This is a genomic window from Bacteroides sp. M10 (assembly GCF_014334015.1).
Taxonomy (GTDB): Bacteria; Bacteroidota; Bacteroidia; order Bacteroidales; family Bacteroidaceae; genus Bacteroides; species Bacteroides intestinigallinarum.
Map to the genome: position 1 here is coordinate 6,637,670 of NZ_CP060488.1, position 22,627 is coordinate 6,660,296.

Consider the following 22,627-nt stretch of genomic DNA (forward strand, 5'->3'; position numbering starts at 1 on the left):
TCTGATAAGATGGAACATAAATACAATAAAGGCTCTGAGTGGCGTAAATGGGATTTGCACATACATACGCCATATTCTATTTATCAAAACTATGGCGGAACCGGTTCGTTTGATAAATTTATAGATGCACTTGAACGATTACCCAAAGATGTAAAGGTTATTGGCATTACAGACTATTATTTCATCGATGGATATGAAAAAGTAATGGAGTATCGACAAAAGGGGAGGCTTTCTAATATTGATAAAATTTTTCCCATATTGGAGTTTAGAATTGATACCTTTGGAAGTGGCAACGAGAATAAACTGCAAAAGATCAATTTACATATCCTTTTTGATATTGATGAAGATAATTTAAAAGAGGAAATCAAGAAGATTCGAGAGGAATTTATTTCACAAATTCCAATATCTTCTATAGATAAACATAAAACAAAAATGTTATCTGTTAATAATCTTACAACTGAAGGAGGCAATGATTTACAAAAGGGATTTAGCGATTTAGTTCCACCGACGGCTAAAGTTTTTGAGTTGTTAAATTGTGAGACATGGAAGAATAAAACATTTACATTTTTGGGCTATAAAGAATGGTCTAATTTAGAAAAAAACAATCAACTAAAGCCGTTAAAAGAAGACCTTTACAATAGAGTTAATGCCTTTTTATCAGCGACTCAAAGAGAAACTTTCTTGAATTGCCAAAAATGGCTTAATGAATATGGAAATAAAAAGCTTCTCCATTCTGGAGATATTCATGATTTTTCTTTTTTAGATACTGCAAACACCAATGAGAATGGTGATATTATTCAATCGACTAATTATTATTGCGATACATGGATTAAAGCAGACACTACCTTTGACGGTTTGAAACAGATTATATGCGAGCCTGAAGATCGAGTAAAAATTCAGATTGACCATCCAGATGATAAGAAGGGCTATAATATCATTGAGAAAATTAAATTTGTAGATACTTCCGGGCAAGATAAATTTCCATGTGAGGAGATTGGTTTGAGCAGTGGACTCAATGCAATTATTGGAGGTAAATCATCTGGAAAATCATTGTTACTTCACTTGATAGCTTCAGAAATGGGCAATAAAACAGACATAAAGAACTATGAACAAGTAATTAAAAATACATCAATAGAGATATATTATAAAGATGATCCTACCCGAAAGAGAACAAAAGATGATGCTCGTATAATAGAATTTTTACCGCAATTGCATATAGAAAATCTTGTTCGAAATCAGGAATATAAAAATACGACTTATCGTTCTTTGAACGAATTTATAGAGAATCTAATAAAGCAAGATGAACGTATTAAAGCTATTTTTGAAGAATCGAATAATATAATCACAGAAGCAATCTCTAATATCGAATCTGCCATAACTGAATGGGGTAAATTAGATACCCAACTAAATACTGCAAAAGAAGAGAGAACTAAATTGGGAGATAAGAAAGCTATTGAGAATGAGATTGACAGGATTATAGGAGAAATAAACGAATTAACTAAAAATGCAGGCTGGACTCCTGAGGAAAAAACGCTATATGATAAACTAATAGCTGATAATCAAACACAAGAAGTAAAAAAGAAAGCATTAGAACAAACAAACGAAGAGTATAGTCGTTTAGAGAACTACATTATTAATCAAATAAATAATGATATATGCAGCGCAATTAGATTTACAAGTGAAAATGAAGCTGTTAATGGAGTATTTACAGGTTTTAAGGACCTACTAAATAAGTCACTTGCTGAAATAATAACATCTTCATCTGCGCAAATAAAAGAAAAAATTCAAAAAAATATCGAATTGATTGATGCTATAACAGCAAATATTACGGCGAATACGGATGCATTGAAACCATTAATGGAGAAAAATGCAATACAAACTGAAGTTGTAAAATTAGAGCAGTTAAAAAAGGAAGAAGAAAAACGGCTCACAACAATAGCAGAGAAGGATCAACAGATAAAACAATTCAGAGAAAGCATTGCGAATCTAAACTTTGTAACAAATAGTAAAGCAATAGAAAATTCGTATTATAACCTATCGGACTTACTGAATGCTGCTATTGCAGATAAGTGGAGTATAGAAACGACTAAATTGGATATACGGGCTAAGACCGTATTTAATAATACTGTGTTTGTTAATTCAATTAGCGATATAATAAATATGAAAAGCTATCTGAGTAATCAATTTGGAGCTGACATATTTAATACTAATGAGTATGAGTACAGAAAAGAAAACCATTGTGAGAAAATTGCCAAATTAGTTCAATTTGCAATAAAAGAAGACGAACGATTTTTAAATTTCAAACAAGGTAAAACTACCAAGGAGTTTTTGCTTGCCATTCTCAAAAACTGTTTTGCTATAGAATACGATATAAAGAAAGGCTCGGATAGTATTCATACAATGTCAGAAGGCAAAAAGGGGATCGTAATATTACAGTTGTATTTAAGTCTCAGTCAGGCGGACTGTCCAATTTTAATTGATCAACCGGAAGATAATTTGGATAACAGAACTGTTTATCAGGATCTAAACGATTACATTAAACAATGTAAACGTAAAAGGCAAATTATTATGGTTTCTCATAATGCTAATTTAGTTGTAAATACAGATGCTGAAAATATAATCGTTGCAAATCAAGCAGGAGAAAATGGATCTGAAAACAGGAAATATAGATTCGAATATGTAAATGGATCATTAGAGAATACATTTACAAATAGTAAAGAGACTGCAATCTTATATAAACAAGGAATAAGAGAACATGTCTGTGAGATATTAGAGGGTGGAGTTGATGCTTTCAAGAAGCGAGAGGATAAATATCACATTAAGAATTAGCCATGAAGATAATCCATACCGCAAATTGGCATTTAGGGCAGACGTTTTTTGAATATGACCGTAAAGGTGAACATTCTCTATTTTTGACGTGGCTTCGAGAGCAAGTGAAAGTTCACGAGGTGGATGTGTTGTTTATTGCCGGAAATTATGACTCGGAAGCTCAGCTCAAAGCTCTCAATTCACTTTTGGAGTCGATGAATGTCACTATGTGGGGGATTGTCAAGCGTACCGAAGAGGGTAATATTGATTTCGACCATTTGATTGTACCACTCGGTAAAAGAGAGTATTCATACTTCGTGAGCCGTTACGGCTTACAGAGATGTTATCAGAAATAAATCAACTCTTCGTTGGTGAGGTGTGGAACTTTACCGTTTTGAAGAAAATATAATAGATTAGCATTGAAAGGATTAATGATATGACAAAAGAAATAATTATAAACGATAGCGAGTACGCTCAAATATTGCAGCAGGCGGTTTCTGAGATTCAGACTGCTCGTGCCACCATTGCCCGGCAAGTAAACACTACCGTCAATTCTGTATATTGGAATATCGGGAAGTTACTCTTTGATAGAAACTTAGAGAGTGGATATGGTAGTGGCGTAGTTAAACGATTATCGGTGGATTTGAAAGAACAGTTTCCGGATATGGGATTGTCTCCTCGTAATCTATGGGATATGAAGCGTTTTTATGAAAGATATAAAACTTGCGATTCAAAACTGCGACAAGCTGTCGCAGTTTTACCTTGGGGACATAATTTATTATTGATAAACAAGATAGATGACAATAATGCTGTGAAATTTTATGCAGAAGAGTGCTTGCAGAAAGGTTGGTCGAGAGATATGTTACTCAATGCAATAAAGATGGATACCTATGCAGTTCGTCAGACACAAATCAAAACGAATAATTTTGATTCAGTCTTACCTGTGGCACAAGCCAACTATGCGAATGAGGTCTTTAAAAGCTCATATAACTTAGGATTTCTTGGAATAACAGAACCTGTTAAAGAATTGGAATTAGAGAAGCGGTTGGTTGCTAAAATCAGATCGTTTATACTGGAATTAGGCAAAGGATTTTCTTTTATTGGCAACCAATACCGTCTGGAGTATAACAACAAGGAATATGCGGTGGATATGCTCTTCTTTCATAGGGGCTTGCGCTCGCTCGTTGCTATCGAATTGAAGATCGGTGCTTTTAAGGCAGAATATGTTGGCAAAATGAATCTCTACCTTTCGTTGCTTGACCGATTGGAAAAAGGAGAGAATGAGAACCCATCAATTGGTATCATTCTTTGCGCTGATAAGGATCACTTAGATGTAGAGATCGCTTTGCAAGATATAAACAAGCCTATCGGGGTAGCTGAGTATCAATTACTGTTACCCAAAGACGAACTTCAGGCGTTGCTTATTCAAGAGATTAATTCTATTGAAGAAAACACAGATTCAGAAAGGGAGTAACAACATTTATTTTGCTACTCCATCTGCAATTTATCTTCATCGAGTTCGGACGACGAAGCAATAAAGAGGGATATTCAGTAAATAAAAAATATAAGGCAACTACTTCATTGCGAATTAGTTGCCTTTTTTGTATCTTTAAGCATTTCCCCGTAAATACAGTTTGACGACTAAAACGGGGGTAATTAAAAATAAAGACACATGGTAAAGATACGAAAAATTTCAGAAATCGAACCTACTTTGGGTTTTACAGAATTTGATATTCTCGAAAAATATCGTCAAAGTTTTGAAAAGAGTGAATTGGGGCGGCTTCATTCTCTTTTTCCTTTCTCCGAACTGGCTCAACAGATGGGTTTACATGAATCTCGTCTGGGTCGTAAAAGTTATTTTTCTCCTGAAGGTAAAATCGCCTTAATGGTCTTGAAGTCCTATACCAACTTTTCAGACTCACAACTGATTGAACATTTAAACGGTAATATTCATTACCAGTTATTTTGTGGTGTTCAGATTGATCCTCTTCATCCACTGACCAATCCTAAAATCGTCAGTGCAATTCGTCAGGAACTAGCAGATCGCCTTGATATTGAGTCCCTCCAGCCTATTCTGGCTGACCGTTGGAAACCTTATCTTGAGAACCTTCATGTCTGTATGACCGATGCCACCTGTTATGAAAGTCATCTGCGTTTCCCTACTGATGTCAAACTCTTATGGGAAGGTGTTGTATGGCTTCATCGTCATCTGTGCAAACATTGTCGGACATTGCACATACAACGTCCCCGTAACAAGTATCTTGATGTAAGCCGTGCATACCTTGCTTACAGTAAACTGCGTAAACGCAGGAAATCACAGACCCGTATGGTTAAACGCAGACTACTTCAGTTATTGGAAAAGTTACTGGATCAGCTGGAGCAGCTTCATTCATCCTACAGACACAGGCTTACACTATCCTCTGATTATCAAAGACGTTTCTCGGTCATACAGACGGTCCTTGAGCAAGGGAAGAATTTATTTGCAGGCAAAAAAGTGCCTAACCGTATCGTGAGTATCGACCGGCATCACCTTCGCCCCATTATCAGAGGCAAGGAAACCAAATCCGTTGAATTCGGAGCCAAGGTCAACAATATACAGATAGATGGAATCTCCTTTATAGAACATATCTCCTTTAAGGCTTTTAACGAAGGAGTACGTTTAAAAGACTGTATTCATCTGCAACAACAACTGACCAAGGTTAGGGTTAAGGCGCTTGCGGCGGATTCAATCTATGCTAATAATGCCAACCGGAAATTTTGTACAAAATATCATATAAGTACTTCCTTTAAGCGTAAGGGCAGAGCTGCCAAAGATGAGCCGCTTCGGAAGATCTTACGGTCGGAACTTAGCCGTGAAAGAGCTACCCGTCTGGAAGGAAGTTTTGGTACACAGAAACAACATTACTCACGGGCCAGGATAAAAGCCAGAAACAGAAAAACGGAAATACTTTGGATTTTCTTTGGAATACATACGGCCAACGCGGTATGTATGATAGAAAAGGTTGAAAAGAAAAAAAGAACGGCAGCATAATCAGACTGAAATAAGAGCAGAAGAGGAGAGGTTTTTAACTTCACCTAAAAAAGCATGTGCATAACGCAGCGTTGCGAAGAAAAAACAATAATATGTAAATAATATTCTTGTAAAAAGATAGAAGAATCGAGAATTTACCAGGAAAAATACAGAGAAAAGTTCACGAAAAGGAGAACTGCTCTCTGTATTTACAAGAAAGAGGGACATTTACTGAATATCCCTAAAGACTTTTATGTTTCTCATAGATCTAAATACTGTTATTATATACAAATGTCAAGTCGACTCATTGATCGGCCAGTTTATAAAGTTCATATCCTCCCAATGCCAGTACATAGGGCAGATTAAGAATAACGTCAGCATCCTTCTCCACCTCTTCGGGGTACTTTTGCAGCAATTCGTTGAAAGGCATAATGAGAGGGTGTTGCAAGAAAACTTTATCTTTCACCTCGGCACGTCTCCAGCCAGCCACTGTACGCTCGGCATTCCATCGGTATTTCTCCATGCGCACCAACAGATACAAAACTTGAGACGGAAGATTCTCATTGAACATAGATCCGGATATGCGTGCCGGCGAACGTTCGCTCCGCTTAATACCGTAGCCCAGCGTACGACAAAATACACTATAGGCATCCAGTTGATAGCGGTTAGCCCAACGTAACGGCTCGCTCAATTTATTCCACAGATACTGTGCCTGGTGATTCATCAAAATGAAGTCGGCAGAGTGGTTGCCATAAGATTCATACATCTTCTTCAACACCTCTTTCTGCTTGAGGCTTTCATCCGTATAGCAACAATCGTAGAGATAATTCACATACAAAGCCAGTTTATCCTGCAAGATGTTTTTCTTCATTCCCCTGTCTACCATGCCGAACACCTTGACATAACGATAACGCCCTTGCTCATCGTCCACTATCGACGACAAATCGTTATTGAAATCCTGACGGATAAGTACACGACACTGATGCTGATAAACCTCATGCGGCAAGTTGAGCCCTAATGAGAGACTCAAATCGGGATCATGCACACAAATAGCCACTGTAAGCATACAGTGTTTATTTTGTACCCATTGTTGTAAACGGGTGCGCATAGCAGTACTACAAATATCGTCATGGCAATATTCTACCTCAATATCGTCTATCTGACTCTCTATATAAGGAAATTGAGCTTTGAAGTAGTCTTTCTGTGACTCCATCTCTCGATCTACCAAAGTGATGCGGGTACGTATGCGTTCATCTGTCGGCAGACGGTCATCGTAATTGGCATAATGGCAGATACGTAGTGCTTCAAGCAGCAACGAGCGTCCCATCCGATTGAATCCCACAATAACCAGATGCACATAGTCTTGGCTAGTAGCATTCCAGCTTCCATCAGGTTGTTGCGTTATGCTTATGGGGCGATAGTCTAGCGGATCATAATACCTTTCACTATCGGCAGCATAGAGACTCCATAGTTGCCGTGCCAAATTCTCGTGGAGGTTAAAGGGACGGAAAAAGATATTAGGTTTCCCCTCAACGCAAAACACCTCCGGCGGCAGATTCATTTTCTGTATGTTAGAGTATGAAGGGATACTGTCAAACTGCACATATACAGGCATCACCTTACCATCGGGGCATTTGCCACGCAGAGCACTTACCAAATGCACAATCGCTATATTTTTAGCATCGCGTCCGCAACGTTCCTCATCACCCAATACATACACTTCACTCGCGCTCGCTATGTTCAACCGCTGAAGTTCTTCGATCGACTCAATGTTGCCAAAGTAAACAAGCACTTGCCGCTCTATTTCGATGGGCAAGGCAGACTGTATGCGATGGCGTACCGTTGCCGCCTCTATACCGCTCATCAGTAAGATACGTACCGAAGGACATTCGTTATATAGTTCGCGTATCATATTGATAGATAGTTCATTGAAGCCTATCAATACATAATGTTGAGTTATGTTGCGGTAAGTCATTCGCCCCGTGTTTACTACATCCACACGCCGCTCTATAATGTTGGAAATGGTAGAGATGAGTACACCGCCCAATAAAATGGATCCCGAAAAGCTAACAATTCCCAGCAATAGCCTGCTAGACCAAGCTGTCTCGTTCATTTGGTTACCAGGATCCACAAAGTTGTTGTACACCACCCAGAGCCTTTCGCCCCATTCCTCATGTCCATACAATTGGATAGAAAAGAACATGACGATGATAAAGAAAATAGCCAGCACCGTAGCAATAGTAACGAGTAACAGGGTGAGTTGCGACTTGATACCCCCCGAAATGGTGCGATCCATATACTCTTGTGAGAATATCTTCTTGTAGTAGTTTATAAAACGGTTCATGCTTATAACTTATTGATAGCAAAACATACAAGTCCTGCCCATATTGTGTACATTTCGAGCTATTTGTTCTGATAATCGTACCATATCATGCACCAATACCATATAATCCGTATCAATGGGATTTAGTTGACAGTCGTGTTTCATAAATAGAACATTTAGAGTTGTGTACAAATATAGTATTTTTCAACAAACCAGGTAGTTTTTCACTTAACTATTTTCAGCAGTGTACTTTACCTTGTCATCGTGCGGCAGCATATAAAATGAAAATCACCAGTACAAGAAGACATTAATCGCAAGATAACAGCTATGGAACGAAGTAAAATTCGTATAAAAATGGAGTAAGACATTCTACTTCCATAAAGTAATATCTCCATAATCTTTATTGTATTTAAGATTATTCAGTGCATAGATTTAAGATTTTCTATGCAGAAAACTAGAATCTTTTATGCACTCGAGTAGTTGTCACCTTACAACGGGACAATAGTCACCTTATAGAATGACGAACGTCACTTTATAAGGTGATATTAATCATTCTATAAGGTGACCATCTATCTCTGAAAGGATGAAAACCACTAAAGATACAGAATAAATCAGTAAAAAGCAATAGTAAGATAGGAAATTTGCCTGGAATGCAAACACACTTAATTTATTTCAATACAGCATAATAAAGAGGCCGCATTCATATCATACAGATTAAATCTAACCTGCTAATTGCAGAACCTCCATCTCTCACTCTCTTTGTGATATGACGGACTTTTTACTTCCAATTATCTTATCCCTTTTCTATTAGAAATTTTTCCGGAAAGTACATCCATTTCTCCATTCCGAACATCCGTAAGCGGTTTTTCCTTTAATAATAATTCCCTTACCACAAAGCGGACATGGCTGACCTACAAACGTATCTACATCACCTGTAGCAGAAGGAATTGAAGCAGGAGTAGTAACCGGAGCCGGAGAAGGTGCCGAATTAGAACTCACTTCACTTACCGCTTTTTCTGCTTTCGGCTTTTTCTCTTTCGGTACACTCGGTTTACGTTCGCGCTTTTTAGTTTCTTTCTTTTCTTTCTCTTCAGCTTTTGCAGCTACTGCATCCTGAATAGTAATGCGTCGGTTTGTATTATCAGAAAGTACACTCATCACTATTTCCGAAACCATCTGTTTCAGTTCTTCGAGAAACTGGCGGGCATCGTATGTCTTCTTTTCAATTTCGCGAAGCTTCTTTTCCCAAATACCTGTCAGTTCCGCCGATTTCAATAATTCTTCGTGAATGAGCTGCACCAACTCCACTCCTGTTGGGGTGGCAATCAGGTTCTTTCTTTCTTTACGAATATAATTCCGCTTGAATAATGTCTCAATAATGGCAGCACGGGTAGACGGCCGACCGATACCATTCTCTTTTAAGGCATCGCGAAGTTCGTCATTATCCACCAGTTTTCCGGCTGTTTCCATTGCACGAAGCAAGGTCGCTTCAGTATAAGGTCTGGGCGGCTGTGTCCATTTTTCGTTCAAATCGGGAATGTGAGGACCACTTTCACCTTTTACAAAGGTAGGGAGTACATTTTCATCCTCTTCCTCTTTTTCTTCAGTAGGATCTTTTACGTCCTTTGCAAACACGACACGCCATCCCGGTTCCAGGATTTGTTTTCCGGTTACCCGGAATTCTATCTTATCCACTTCGCCCATAACGGTAGTAGTAGAAATCTTACAGTCCGGATAGAACACGGCTATAAAACGACGAGCTATCAAGTCATAGACACGACGTTCCATATCCGTCAGGTTTTGAGCATAGACTCCGGTGGGGATAATGGCGTGGTGATCCGTCACTTTCGAGTTGTCAAATACCTTTTTCGATTTAGGAAGTGTAGTGCCGGCTAACGGAGCTGTCAAGACTTCGTAATCACGGAGTCCTTTCAGGATAGCGGGACATTTCGGGTAAATATCGTCACTCAAGAAAGTGGTATCGACACGCGGATAGGTAGCTACCTTCTTCTCATAAAGAGACTGGATTAGTTTCAGCGTTTCATCAGCCGAATAAGCGAATTTCTTATTACATTCTACCTGAAGAGAAGTCAAGTCGAACAAACGTGGGGCGAACTCTCTCCCATCTTTCTTGCCAACACTGGTGACTACAAACGGAAGATCTTTTATGCGTTCTACCAATGCCTCGCCTTCTTCCCGGTTAGCAATAGGGTCGATACCCGGATTATCTATTTTCTTTTTTCCACCGTTCTTTTCTTCTTCCGCAGCTATTTCTTCATCACTTTTGCGGATAAGTGCGGAAAAAGTGGTATCCCGATAGTTGGTTTTCAGTTCCCAGTATTGTTTGGGTTCGAAATTGGCTATTTCCAACTGACGGTTGACAATCAGTGCTAAAGTCGGTGTCTGTACACGGCCGATAGAGAGCACCTGTTTATTTTGACCGTATTTAATGGTGTAAAGACGGGTGGCGTTCATTCCTAATAACCAGTCACCCATCGCACGGGAAAGTCCGGCTTCATAGAGCGACTGAAAATCTGTCTGATCTTTCAGCTTCGCAAACCCTTCCCGAATAGCTTCTTCTGTTAATGAAGAAATCCACAGACGTTTCACCGGACAGCGTGCACCTGCTTTCTGCATCACCCAACGCTGAATCAATTCTCCTTCTTGCCCGGCATCACCGCAGTTGATGATTTCATCTGCGTTCTGCATCAGTCCCTCGATAATGTGGAATTGTTTTTCGTATGTAGGATTCTCTATCAGCTTGATGCCGAAACGTGGAGGAATCATTGGCAGGCTACCTAAATTCCACGATTTCCAGTTAGGCGTGTATTCATGCGGCTCTTTCAGGGTACAAAGATGCCCGAATGTCCAGGTCACCTGGTATCCGTTTCCTTCTATATATCCTTCTTTTCTGGTATGAGCGCCGAGTACTTCGGCTATATCGCGTGCTACTGATGGCTTTTCGGCTATGCAAACTATCATTTTTTCTCTTCTTGTTTTTACACTAACAGCTTACAAAGTTACACGATTATTTCTCATTGACCGCATGAAGAGAGAAAAAAGTCCATAAAGGCATAGATCGGAGAAGTTCCACTGAATGAAATAAACCGCATCTATTCATATATTCATCTACTATGAAATCTTCTATTGAAAGCTGGACAAATGACAAAATTAGGAGAAGAAAAGGAATATAAACAAAAAAACATCCCACCTTTTAAACCTAAACCGGTCTAAAAGGTGGGAATACAATATGATTCAAAAGAATTTCAGAGATTATTCTTCATCCATTAGAATTTCCAAAATCTGACAAGCAGCTCTCGCTACCGGAGTACCCGGACCGAAGATAGCAGCTACACCTGCCTTATACAAGAAATCGTAATCTTGTGCAGGAATAACACCACCGGCAATCACTACAATGTCTTCGCGACCCAGTTTCTTCAGTTCTTCAATAATTTGCGGAACCAATGTCTTATGTCCGGCAGCCAGTGAAGAAACACCTACTACATGAACGTCGTTTTCAACAGCCTCGCGAGCAGCTTCCGCCGGAGTCTGGAACAACGGTCCCATATCCACGTCGAAACCACAATCAGCATAACCGGTTGCTACGACTTTAGCACCACGGTCGTGACCGTCCTGTCCCATCTTTGCAACCATGATACGAGGTTGACGTCCCTCTTTCTTCGCGAACTTCTCGGCCAGTTCACAAGCACGTTTGAAGTCGCTATCGTTTTTACTTTCTGATGAATACACGCCTGATATCGTTCTAATTATTGCTTTATAACGTCCTACTATCTGTTCGCAAGCATAAGAAATCTCACCCAATGTTGCGCGAACACGAGCTGCTTCCACAGCCAATTCCAACAAGTTACCCTTGCCAGTCTTCACACATTCGGTAATTGCTGCCAATGCTTTGTCCACTTCAGCCTGGTTACGTCCATCTTTCAAACGTTTCAGGTTTTCAATCTGTTCAAGACGAACGGCTGTATTATCAATTTCAAGAATATCAATCGGAGCTTCTTTTTCCAGACGATACTTGTTCACACCGACAATTGTCTGCTGACCACTGTCAATACGAGCCTGTGTACGTGCAGCAGCTTCTTCGATACGCATCTTTGGAATACCAGTTTCGATAGCTTTCGCCATACCACCCAGTTTTTCTACTTCCTGAATCAAATCCCAAGCTTTGTGAATCAACTCGTTGGTTAAGGTTTCTACATAGTAAGAACCACCCCATGGGTCAACGTTCTTACAGATGTTCGTTTCCTCCTGGATATAAATCTGAGTGTTACGGGCAATACGTGCGGAGAAGTCTGTCGGAAGAGCAATAGCCTCATCCAATGCATTGGTATGCAAAGACTGAGTATGTCCCAGAGCCGCAGCCATCGCTTCGATACAAGTACGTCCCACATTGTTGAACGGATCCTGTTCGGTCAGTGACCAACCGGAAGTCTGTGAGTGGGTACGCAATGCCAGTGATTTCGGGTTCTTCGGATTGAATTGTTTCACAATCTTTGCCCACAACATACGTGCAGCACGCATCTTGGCTATTTCCATAAAATGATTGGTTCCAATCGCCCAGAAGAAAGACAGGCGCGGTGCAAATGCATCAATATCAATGCCTGCTGCCGTTCCTGCACGAAGATATTCCAAACCATCAGCCAATGTATAAGCTAACTCGATATCCGCGGTTGCACCTGCTTCCTGCATGTGATAACCGGAGATAGAAATAGAGTTGAACTTAGGCATCTTCTGCGAAGTGTATTCGAAAATATCAGAAATAATCTTCATAGAGAATGCAGGCGGATAAATATAAGTATTACGCACCATGAATTCTTTCAGAATATCATTCTGGATAGTACCGGCCATTTCTTCGAGTTTAGCACCTTGCTCCAGACCGGCATTGATATAGAATGCCATAATCGGAAGTACAGCTCCATTCATTGTCATAGACACAGACATCTTGTTCAATGGGATACCATCGAACAGCACTTTCATATTTTCCAATGAACAGATAGATACACCGGCTTTACCTACGTCACCCACTACACGTTCGTGATCGGGGTCATAACCGCGGTGAGTAGCTAAGTCGAATGCCACTGACAAACCTTTCTGACCGGCAGCCAAATTACGGCGATAGAATGCATTTGATTCTTCGGCGGTAGAGAATCCGGCATACTGGCGGATAGTCCAGGGACGAAGAGTGTACATTACTGAATACGGACCGCGCAGATAAGGAGGAAGTCCGGCAGCATAGCCAAGGTGTTCCATTCCTTCGAGGTCTTCTTTTGTATAAACAGGCTTCACTTCAATGTGTTCCGGTGTTTTCCAGTCAGCGGAGATACCGTTAGCCTTTTGCCATTCAGCACCATTAGTCGGCTGAAATGCGGCATATATATCGATGTTTTTAAAATCTTTTCTCATCTTACTTCAATAGTTTAGCGTTAAACTCTTTCAAGGTATCCAATACATTGACACGAACATGGATGAAGTTTTCGATACCTGCAGCTTTCAGGTCGTCCATACAAGCCGGAGCACCGGCAACGATAAACATAGCACGACCATTCAGTGCTTTGAAAGCAGGAATTGCATATTCAGCATATTCATCATCGCTGGAACAAATAACAACAATATCAGCTTTTGCAGCCATAGCCGCCTCTACTCCTGCTTCTACTGTCTCAAATCCCAGATTATCAACGACTTCATAACCAGCACAAGCCAGGAAGTTACAAGAATATTGAGCACGTGCCTGACGCATGGCCAGATTACCAATGGTTAACATGAACGCTTTCGGACGTTTGCCTGATGCTTCTGTTTCGAGACGCAATGCTTCAAACTGACTGGCAGCACGATCGAACACCAGAGTATCCACCTCTTTTTCGCAAGTGTGAGAGTCACCTCCGCAACAACACTTACCTTCAACAGGTTGCTTATTGCCAGCCTTCTCATTGAAGTTCGGGAATTGGTTGGTACCCAACAGCACTTCACGACGCTGTGCAACTGCTTTATGACGAGCTTTGTTGCTCTCATTCACAGCAGCCTGAACAGTTCCTGCTTTCAATGCCGCATAGAAGCCACCTGCTTCTTCTACAGCAAGGAAGAGCTCCCAAGCCTGTTTTGCAATAGCCACAGTCAGATTCTCAATATAATAAGAACCGGCAGCAGGGTCAATCACTTTATCAAAATGAGATTCTTCTTTCAGCAACAGTTGTTGGTTACGAGCCAGACGTTCTGAGAACTCGTCCGGAGTCTCATAAGTCTTATCAAACGGAGTTACCGTCATAGAGTCTACGCCTCCTAATGCAGCACTCATGGCTTCAGTCTGTGTACGAAGCAGATTTACATGTGCATCAAACAAAGTAAGATTGAAAGTAGAAGTTTCGGCATGAACCGCCATTTTTGCTGCGCAACGACATTCTCCGTTAGAACCTTTATTCTCGCAATCACGCACACATTCGGGATTGTAAGAAGCTACAATATTTGCCCAAAGCAAACGTGCCGCACGGAATTTCGCTATTTCAAGGAAATAATTGGAACTGATACCAAAATTAAATTTGATTTTCTTGGCTACTATGGCAGCAGGAATACCGGCATCAGTCAATTGACCCATATATTCATTTCCCCAAGCCAGAGCATAACCCAGTTCCTGAGAAATATAAGCGCCTGCATTATTCAATGATAAAGCGTTTACATTCAGCACACGATAGAAAGGAAGCGGCTGAATTGCTTCAATCAAAGATTTGGCTGTTTGTACCATATCACCTTTCTCCTTGCCACGAGTCAGCATCTTGTTGAAGAAATCATAGTTGATAGAACCTTTCAGTTTCTTCACATCATAATCTTTCTTCTGGAAATAAGCTACCAGCAGATTAGCCAACTCAACCACATGCCCCTGACAAGTTGAGAAATTCAGTTCAACACACTCTGCCTGAATATCACTTAACAGTGTTTCAATATATTCCGCATTAAGTTCTTTTGCTTTCACATGGAAAGAAAGTGAGTCAACACCCTTATTTAGGATATCCAGTGCTTTCGCATTGGCTTCTTTCGGACATTCTACTCTAATTTCCTGACGAACCAACCATGCATTGTTGTCTTTTTTAGTTCCTCTTAAATAAGGGAACTCTCCAGGAAGTGCATCAGTAGTTTTTAAATCCTCCAGATCTTCCATCCGATAAAAAGGTTTCACTTTAAACCCTTCGTTTGTTTTCCAAACGAGCTTCTTCTCAAAATCAGCACCTTTTAAATCGGCTGTAACCTTCTCCATCCATTGTTCGGTGGAGGCAGGAGAAAAGTCTGAGAAGAGTTTTTCTTTTTTGTCTGCCATAGTTTATTTAAAATTAAAACAAGATTAATATTGTCTTTATTTTTATCTATCTCTTTCTAAATGTCAGTCGTTCGACCTGCAAATATAACCAATAAGTTAAAACGAATCTCTTTTTTAGGGAAAATTCGCACAGGACGCCCCGATTCGTCAAGTGCATACAATCTGTATAGAAATTCTTCATTCTTTATTTTTTTTAGTTCTCCATTTATTTGATTTGCTCCAATGTTATGAGTAATTTTGCACCCGTTTTTAGAAAAACATTATAAAAACTGCTATATTATGGATTGGTTACAAAGTTTATTGTGGGACCCCAGCTCCGTAGCTCACATCGTGCTTCTCTACGCATTTGTAGTGGCAGCCGGAGTGTATTTGGGCAAGATAAAGATATTCGGAGTATCTTTGGGCGTCACATTTGTTTTGTTTGCCGGCATCCTAATGGGACATTTCGGCTTCACAGCCGATACACACATCCTACATTTCATCCGTGAATTCGGATTGATCTTGTTCGTATTCTGTATCGGTCTTCAGGTGGGGCCATCTTTCTTCTCTTCTTTCAAAAAAGGAGGAATGACATTGAACCTGTTGGCTGTAGGCATCGTAGTGTTAAATATTGCTGTCGCACTGGGGCTTTATTACCTCTGGAACGGCCGGGTAGAACTGCCGATGATGGTAGGTATCCTTTACGGAGCAGTGACAAATACTCCGGGACTTGGTGCTGCCAATGAGGCTCTGAATCAGTTGCATTATACCGGTCCGCAGATTGCTCTCGGTTATGCATGTGCTTATCCCCTCGGTGTGGTAGGTATCATTGGTTCTATCATTGCCATCCGTTACATCTTCCGTGTCAATATGGCGAAAGAAGAAGAAAGCCTGAAAATCCAAAGTGGAGATTCACACCACAAACCTCACATGATGAGCCTGGAAGTTCGCAATGAATCAATTAGTGGAAAAACGCTGATTGAAATCAAGAATTTCCTGGGCCGTAAGTTCGTTTGCTCCCGAATTCGCCATGATGGTCATGTAAGTATTCCCGACCATGAAACAGTGTTTAATATAGGCGACCAGTTATTTATCGTCTGCTCGGAAGAAGACGCTCCTGCAATTGTAGTATTTATCGGAAAAGAAGTGGAGCTCGACTGGGAAAAACAAGACCTCCCAATGGTTTCCCGTCGTATTCTGGTTACCAAACCGGAAATCAATGGTAAAACATTAGGTTCTATGCACTTCCGTAGTATGTATGGGGTCAATGTCACTCGTATCAACCGTTCCGGTATGGACCTGTTTGCCGATCCGAATCTGATACTTCAGGTAGGTGACCGCGTTATGGTGGTAGGACAGCAAGATGCAGTAGAACGTGTTGCCGGTGTACTGGGTAATCAGTTGAAACGCTTGGATACACCGAACATTGTTACGATCTTCGTTGGTATCTTCTTAGGTATCCTTCTGGGTAGTCTTCCGATTGCATTCCCGGGTATGCCGACTCCTTTAAAATTAGGTTTGGCAGGCGGACCGCTGGTAGTGGCTATTCTTATCGGACGTTTCGGTCATAAGCTGCATTTAGTGACTTATACAACCATGAGTGCCAACCTGATGCTTCGTGAAATCGGTATCGTTCTCTTCCTTGCCAGTGTCGGTATAGATGCCGGTGCCAATTTCGTGCAAACGGTAGTCGAGGGAGACGGATTACTATACGTAGGTTCTGGTTTCCTTATCACCGTTATCCCGCTACTTATCATCGGCACCATCGCAAGATTATATTATAAGGTAAACTACTTCACCCTGATGGGATTGATAGCCGGTAGTAATACCGACCCACCGGCATTGGCTTATGCCAATCAAACAACCTCCGGAGATGCTCCGGCAGTGGGATACTCTACAGTTTATCCGTTATCAATGTTCCTCCGTATTCTGACGGGACAGATGATATTATTAGCAATGATGTAAATCAAGTTTAGCATATAAACAATAAAGCCGGCTATATCCAAATGGAATACGCCGGCTTTATTTATTTTTTCAATCTGCTTTTCTATCCTGTCATACAAGCTGCAGTTTCTTTACTACAAATTCTTCAATGAACCGCACTGTCTCTTCAATTCCCAAAGAAGAAGAATCGATGCACAAATGATAAGTAGCTGCTGCTCCCCACGTTTTATAGCTATAATAATTATAGTATTCCGAACGTCTCTTATCCGCTTTTTCGATCATTTCTTCTGCAGCTTCCGCATCAATATGATGCATGCCACACAACCGCGCTATGCGATCTTCTTTAGAGGCTGAAATAAAAACATTAGCGCAACGAGGATGCTCTCTCAGAATATAATCTGCGCAACGTCCTACAAAGACACAAGATCTTTCTGCTGCCAGATGACGGATCACATCACTCTGTACTTTGAACAAGGCATCATTGCTCAAGCAGTTGTTACATGGCATAGCTCCCTCACTGATAAAAGGGAAACGCATACCGAACAGTCCGCCAATAATACCCTGCGAGGCTTTTTCATCAGCCTTTTCAAAAAACTCCTTACACAATCCACTTTCCTCCGAAGCCAGATTAATCAGTTCCTTGTCGTAGAAGTTGATTCCCAAACGGGCTGCCAACTTCTCTCCTATTTCTTTTCCGCCGCTACCTAACTGACGGCCGATATTGATAACATAATTACCGCTCATAGTACATTTTGTTTTATGGTTCTGTAGCAAACATACGACTTTTTTCTAAAAATCACATCATCAAACGAAAGTTATATTTGAAAGTGACTATGAAATATCCTTTTATTTCCTGGTTACGGAACTCATAAAAACCATCAGAAGAAGTCGTACGGCCGAAACTTTTCCTCTTCCCGAGAATATCCGCCCAATAAGCAGACAGTTCCGCTTCTTTCTTTTTCAAGAACCGCCAGCTGGCACTTGCATTCCACAACATCTGGTCATCTTCGCCTTTACGGATATTCGTACCATTACGGAAAGAATAAGCCCCGTCAGTCCGTAATTGCAAGCCAAAAGGAAGATCAACGTACCCCTCAAGACGAAAACTATAATTACGCGTATAGGTATCGTTATCATTGATAGAATTAAGCGAATACTGATAATTCCAGGAAGTAGAGAAATCAATACCTCCCCAGGTGGGCTGATAAGATACATTCGCGTCACACCCCAATCCGGTATCACGTGTCGTACTTTTCTTCGGTTCGAGGCTCTTGTCTTCATTAATCATACTGACACGATTGCTATGATTACCGTTCATATCCAACCGCAAGGAAAAATGTCCCAGACGCTTCCACCAGTTGGCACTTCCATATACATTCCAGTTTCCGTTAATATTAATAGGAGATGTCTCACGTCCACCGGTTTTTGCATCATATAGCACTACCTGCGTCACACTGTTCTGTTCCATCTGCCCACCGATATTCGCAGATATACCTTTTTTTGAATGTTGAAAGCCCACACGGACACTATGAGAAAACATCTGTTTCAAATCCGGATTTCCCCGGGTGATATACAACGGATTACTGTTATCCGTCAGCGGCATTAAATCAGATAAAGAGGGTTGCCGGGTTCTACCGCTATAATTGAAAGTGATCCGCGCCTCCTTCTTTTTCCAATTCACCCATATCATAGGCTGAAAGTCGATAGTATGCACGGTAGTGTCTGCATAGAGCTTTCCCATTTTCCGTTCAATGGCACGTTTTTGCGGAGTCATCCCCAATGAGGCATTAAACATCCAGGTATCATCAGAGTAATTAAGCCCCACATCCAGGTTATGTCCATTCGTACGACTATGACTCCGATTACTCAAACTATCCACATATCCTGCTTCATAGTCGGGAGGTAGCTCACCAAAGACTTCCGACTTCGTCAGAGAAGATAATTCATACGTATCACGATTATCACGCTCATAGCTAGTATCCCAGTTATATGCTACCCGAAAATGCATCTTCTTGCCAATAGGCTGGGCAAAGGTAATCCCGACTCTCCATGAATTATTTTTTTGAGGCGACTTCAAATACTGGTTACGATAAAGCACCGAATCATTACCCAATTTATCTTCGAGACGGAAATAAGTAGTTTTGGAAAGCGAAAAACTTTCATTATCTCCCCACGAATCCGAGTTCTGGATATTCAATGCCAGCGTTGTACCTTTTTCATTCAGACGTCTCATAATACCCATCATCCAGCTATAACGGTTCGACTGATTTTCCGAACGCGACCGGTTCTCACTACGGTTCACTTTTATATCCCGGGGAATAGATTCAAAGTCATCAAACAAGCTCTCATGACTTATGCCGGGAGGAGCATCAAAGGATGCATTCTGGCTACTGTTTTCATTCCTATTAGGAGAGATTCCTAAATTACCGGTAAAATGTATACGTGTACGTTTATCTACTTCCCAGCTTCCCATGAAGTTAGAACTAATCGACCGCCCCTTAGAATTACTTTCGTTAGTAGACGCAGAGTATTGATTACCTGCCGGCAAATACTGTTCCTGATAAATGGAAGAAAGATTTCCGTTCCGGTTCAAATTATAGTTCACACTTCCGGTCAGGGAGAATTTCTTACCGAATTTATGAGTCATATTCATTCCTACCGAATTGTTGATATTATCCTTGTACGTACTATTCTGGTATCTGTTGGTAGACTGTGCGATAAAAGAAAGATTATCTCCGTCTTTACTAAAATAATTCACTTGCCCCTCAAAATCCTTCTTCTGGTTATTCCCGTATCCTACCGTTGCATTTGTCAGCCAGGTTTTATTCAATTCATCCTTAGTCTGCAAGTCAAGTACATATTTCTTTTCTCCTGAACTAATTCCGGTGAACTCCTCTTCTTTCGATTTCTTATCATATACTTTCAACTTACTAATCAGGTCTGCCGGAAGATTTTCGAGTGCCGTCTTTTTATCTCCGGAGAAAAAAGCTTCGCCATTTACATTGATTTCACTGATGGGCTGTCCGTTGTATGTCAACGAATTATCTTTCTTATTATATACCAATCCGGGAACACGCTTCACTAAATCTTCCAGATAAGCTCCTTCACGAGTTTTAAAAGCGGCAGCATTGATAACCGTAGTATCTCCCTCCATCACTACTTCCTGCAATTTTCCCGTTATCGTCACTTCACTAATCTGAATATCATCATCTTTCAATACCACTGTACCGATATTCACCGATACAGAGTCTTCCAGTGCCCGGTATACAGATTGCATTCCCATAAAAGAGACCTTCAACAGGTATTTCTTTTTCTTCTGCGGTTGATAATTAAGAATGAAACGCCCATTCTTATCACTTGTTATTCCCTTGATAAAGGCAGAATCGCTTTTCGCCAAAATAACAATGCTGGCAGATGGTAATGCCCGCTTCTCATTACTGCCGGCTTCCATTGTCTGCACTCTTCCTCGCACAGTTCTCACTTGTTGAGCATACAGAGCAGTATGTCCCCAAAGTAGCAGCAAAAGCAATCCCACTAACTTACAAGCGTTCATATCTAATAGTAGTTAAGTCTGATATTTATGTTGATCTAAAACAAATCGGGACAAAGTTAATAACTTTTACGTAAAACGTTTAATCCCAGAGTTATTTTTTATACCTTTGTCCATCCATTATTCAATCAGCAACTTAATGAAAAGGATTATATTAATCACAGGAGGACAACGATCCGGTAAAAGTTCGTTCGCGGAAAAAAAAGCGCATGAACTTACTACGTCACCGGTTTACTTGGCCACTGCCAGGATATGGGACGAAGAATTCAGAAAAAGGGTGGAACGCCATCAAAAGAACCGCGGTCCTGAATGGACAAATATAGAAGAAGAAAAAGAATTGAGCCGTCACAATGTAGCGGGCAGAGTCGTAGTGATAGATTGTGTAACTCTTTGGTGCACTAACTTCTTTATGGAGTTTGATTCTAATGTTGCCTCCTCATTGGAAGCCGTCAAAAAAGAATTCGACAAATTTACCCAGCAGGACGCCACTTTCATATTTGTAACTAATGAGATTGGTTGGGGGGGAGTTTCCGAGAACAAACTGCAACGTAAATTCACAGACTTGCAAGGTTGGACCAATCAATACATCGCATCGCATGCCGACGATGTATATCTCATGGCAAGTGGTATTCCCGTAAAAATAAAATAAACATGAAAACGTTTCATATTCAAAAGCCGGATGAAGCTATCAAAGAAGCTCTGATTGACAAAATCAATAATCTGACCAAGCCTAAAGGATCGCTTGGAAGACTGGAAGAAATCGCTTTGCAAATCGGACTGATCCAACAATCCCTTTCTCCACGATTAACTCATCCTCAAAATATAATCTTTGCCGCAGATCATGGCATCGTAGAAGAAAAAGTCAGCCCATCTCCTAAAGAAGTAACCTGGCAACAAATCAGCAACTTTCTTCATGGAGGAGCAGGGATTAACTTCCTGTGCCGACAGCACGGTTTCACTCTTAAAATTGTAGACGCAGGAGTCGATTATGATTTGCCTTATGAAAAAGGCATCATTAACATGAAAGTCGGAAGAGGAACACGCAATTTCCTTCATGAAGCAGCCATGACACCTGAAGAGATGGAACTCTGCCTGGAGCATGGTGCCCAATGTGTGGACACTTCTCACCAGGAAGGCTGCAATATCATTAGCTTCGGTGAAATGGGAATCGGAAATACTTCGCCCTCTTCCTTATGGATGACTTGCTTCACCGGAATCCCATTAGATCAATGTGTAGGTGCAGGAAGCGGACTCAATCATCAGGGAATAAATCACAAATACGAAGTTCTGAAAAGATCTCTCGAACAATATCCGGGAGAGCATTCCACAGAAGAAATCCTCTGCCGTTTCGGAGGTTACGAAATGGTAATGGCCGTAGGAGCAATGCTCAAAGCTGCCGAACTGGGAATGGTTATTCTAATTGATGGATTTATTATGACCAATTGTATTCTTGCCGCTTCACGCCTTTATCCGGAAGTGATGAGCTATGCCATATTCGGTCATCAGGGAGACGAGAGCGGACATAAGCTATTATTGGACTATCTCGGAGCACGTCCCCTACTCAATCTCGGACTAAGACTTGGAGAAGGAAGCGGTTCCGTTTGTGCCTATCCCATTGTAGATTCTGCTGTAAAAATGCTGAATGAGATGGATTCATTTGCTCATGCTTCTATCACTAAATATTTCTAA

At 40.8% G+C, this 22,627-nt stretch carries 13 protein-coding genes; 7 read left to right on the top strand and 6 right to left on the bottom strand.

The features are described from left to right. Positions 1-9: 9 nt before the first annotated feature. From H8796_RS24815 to H8796_RS24830, 4 genes are all read left to right on the top strand, one after another. Positions 10-2,829 carry a TrlF family AAA-like ATPase gene (locus H8796_RS24815; RefSeq protein WP_004326158.1) on the top strand — a complete coding sequence of 940 codons (2,820 nt, stop codon included), beginning with the start codon at positions 10-12 and terminating at the stop codon, positions 2,827-2,829. Positions 2,830-2,831: 2 nt separating this feature from the next. Further along, positions 2,832-3,164 (top strand): hypothetical protein, encoded by a 333-nt coding sequence (locus H8796_RS24820; RefSeq protein ID WP_004326159.1) that lies wholly within the window; start codon positions 2,832-2,834, stop codon positions 3,162-3,164. A gap of 80 nt (positions 3,165-3,244) precedes the next feature. Beyond that, entirely contained in the window at positions 3,245-4,282 is a 1,038-nt protein-coding gene (locus H8796_RS24825) for a YhcG family protein (protein ID WP_004326160.1), read from the top strand. 198 nt (positions 4,283-4,480) lie between these two features. Further along, on the top strand, positions 4,481-5,839 hold the full coding sequence (locus H8796_RS24830; RefSeq protein WP_004326161.1) for a transposase: 1,359 nt from the start codon (positions 4,481-4,483) through the stop codon (positions 5,837-5,839). Between the two features lie 283 nt (positions 5,840-6,122). Here the strand turns inward: H8796_RS24830 and H8796_RS24835 are convergent, their stop codons facing one another. The 4 genes from H8796_RS24835 to mutA all read right to left on the bottom strand — a co-directional run bounded on the left by H8796_RS24835 (position 6,123) and on the right by mutA (position 15,465). Beyond that, complete coding sequence (locus H8796_RS24835) at positions 6,123-8,162, bottom strand: hypothetical protein (protein ID WP_004326162.1); 2,040 nt, start codon at positions 8,160-8,162, stop codon at positions 6,123-6,125. Positions 8,163-8,948: 786 nt separating this feature from the next. After that, positions 8,949-11,123, bottom strand: coding sequence for a DNA topoisomerase 3 (locus H8796_RS24840; RefSeq protein ID WP_004326163.1), 2,175 nt, complete (start codon positions 11,121-11,123; stop codon positions 8,949-8,951). Between the two features lie 291 nt (positions 11,124-11,414). After that, entirely contained in the window at positions 11,415-13,562 is a 2,148-nt protein-coding gene (gene scpA, locus H8796_RS24845) for a methylmalonyl-CoA mutase (RefSeq protein WP_004326164.1), read from the bottom strand. 1 nt (position 13,563) lies between these two features. Beyond that, positions 13,564-15,465 carry a methylmalonyl-CoA mutase small subunit gene (gene mutA / locus H8796_RS24850; RefSeq protein ID WP_117934163.1) on the bottom strand — a complete coding sequence of 634 codons (1,902 nt, stop codon included), beginning with the start codon at positions 15,463-15,465 and terminating at the stop codon, positions 13,564-13,566. Between the two features lie 279 nt (positions 15,466-15,744). Between mutA and H8796_RS24855 the strand changes: the two genes are divergently transcribed. Further along, complete coding sequence (locus tag H8796_RS24855) at positions 15,745-17,409, top strand: putative transporter (RefSeq protein WP_004321876.1); 1,665 nt, start codon at positions 15,745-15,747, stop codon at positions 17,407-17,409. 90 nt (positions 17,410-17,499) lie between these two features. Here the strand turns inward: H8796_RS24855 and H8796_RS24860 are convergent, their stop codons facing one another. Both H8796_RS24860 and H8796_RS24865 read right to left on the bottom strand, forming a co-directional pair. Beyond that, entirely contained in the window at positions 17,500-18,132 is a 633-nt protein-coding gene (locus H8796_RS24860; RefSeq protein WP_004299434.1) for an AAA family ATPase, read from the bottom strand. A gap of 52 nt (positions 18,133-18,184) precedes the next feature. After that, positions 18,185-20,941 carry an outer membrane beta-barrel protein gene (locus H8796_RS24865; protein ID WP_117971416.1) on the bottom strand — a complete coding sequence of 919 codons (2,757 nt, stop codon included), beginning with the start codon at positions 20,939-20,941 and terminating at the stop codon, positions 18,185-18,187. 136 nt (positions 20,942-21,077) lie between these two features. Here H8796_RS24865 and cobU point away from each other — a divergent pair, with 136 nt between their 5' ends. Beyond that, positions 21,078-21,587, top strand: coding sequence for a bifunctional adenosylcobinamide kinase/adenosylcobinamide-phosphate guanylyltransferase (gene cobU, locus H8796_RS24870; RefSeq protein WP_008024847.1), 510 nt, complete (start codon positions 21,078-21,080; stop codon positions 21,585-21,587). A 2-nt stretch (positions 21,588-21,589) separates the two neighbouring features. After that, positions 21,590-22,627, top strand: coding sequence for a nicotinate-nucleotide--dimethylbenzimidazole phosphoribosyltransferase (cobT, locus tag H8796_RS24875; protein ID WP_008024849.1), 1,038 nt, complete (start codon positions 21,590-21,592; stop codon positions 22,625-22,627).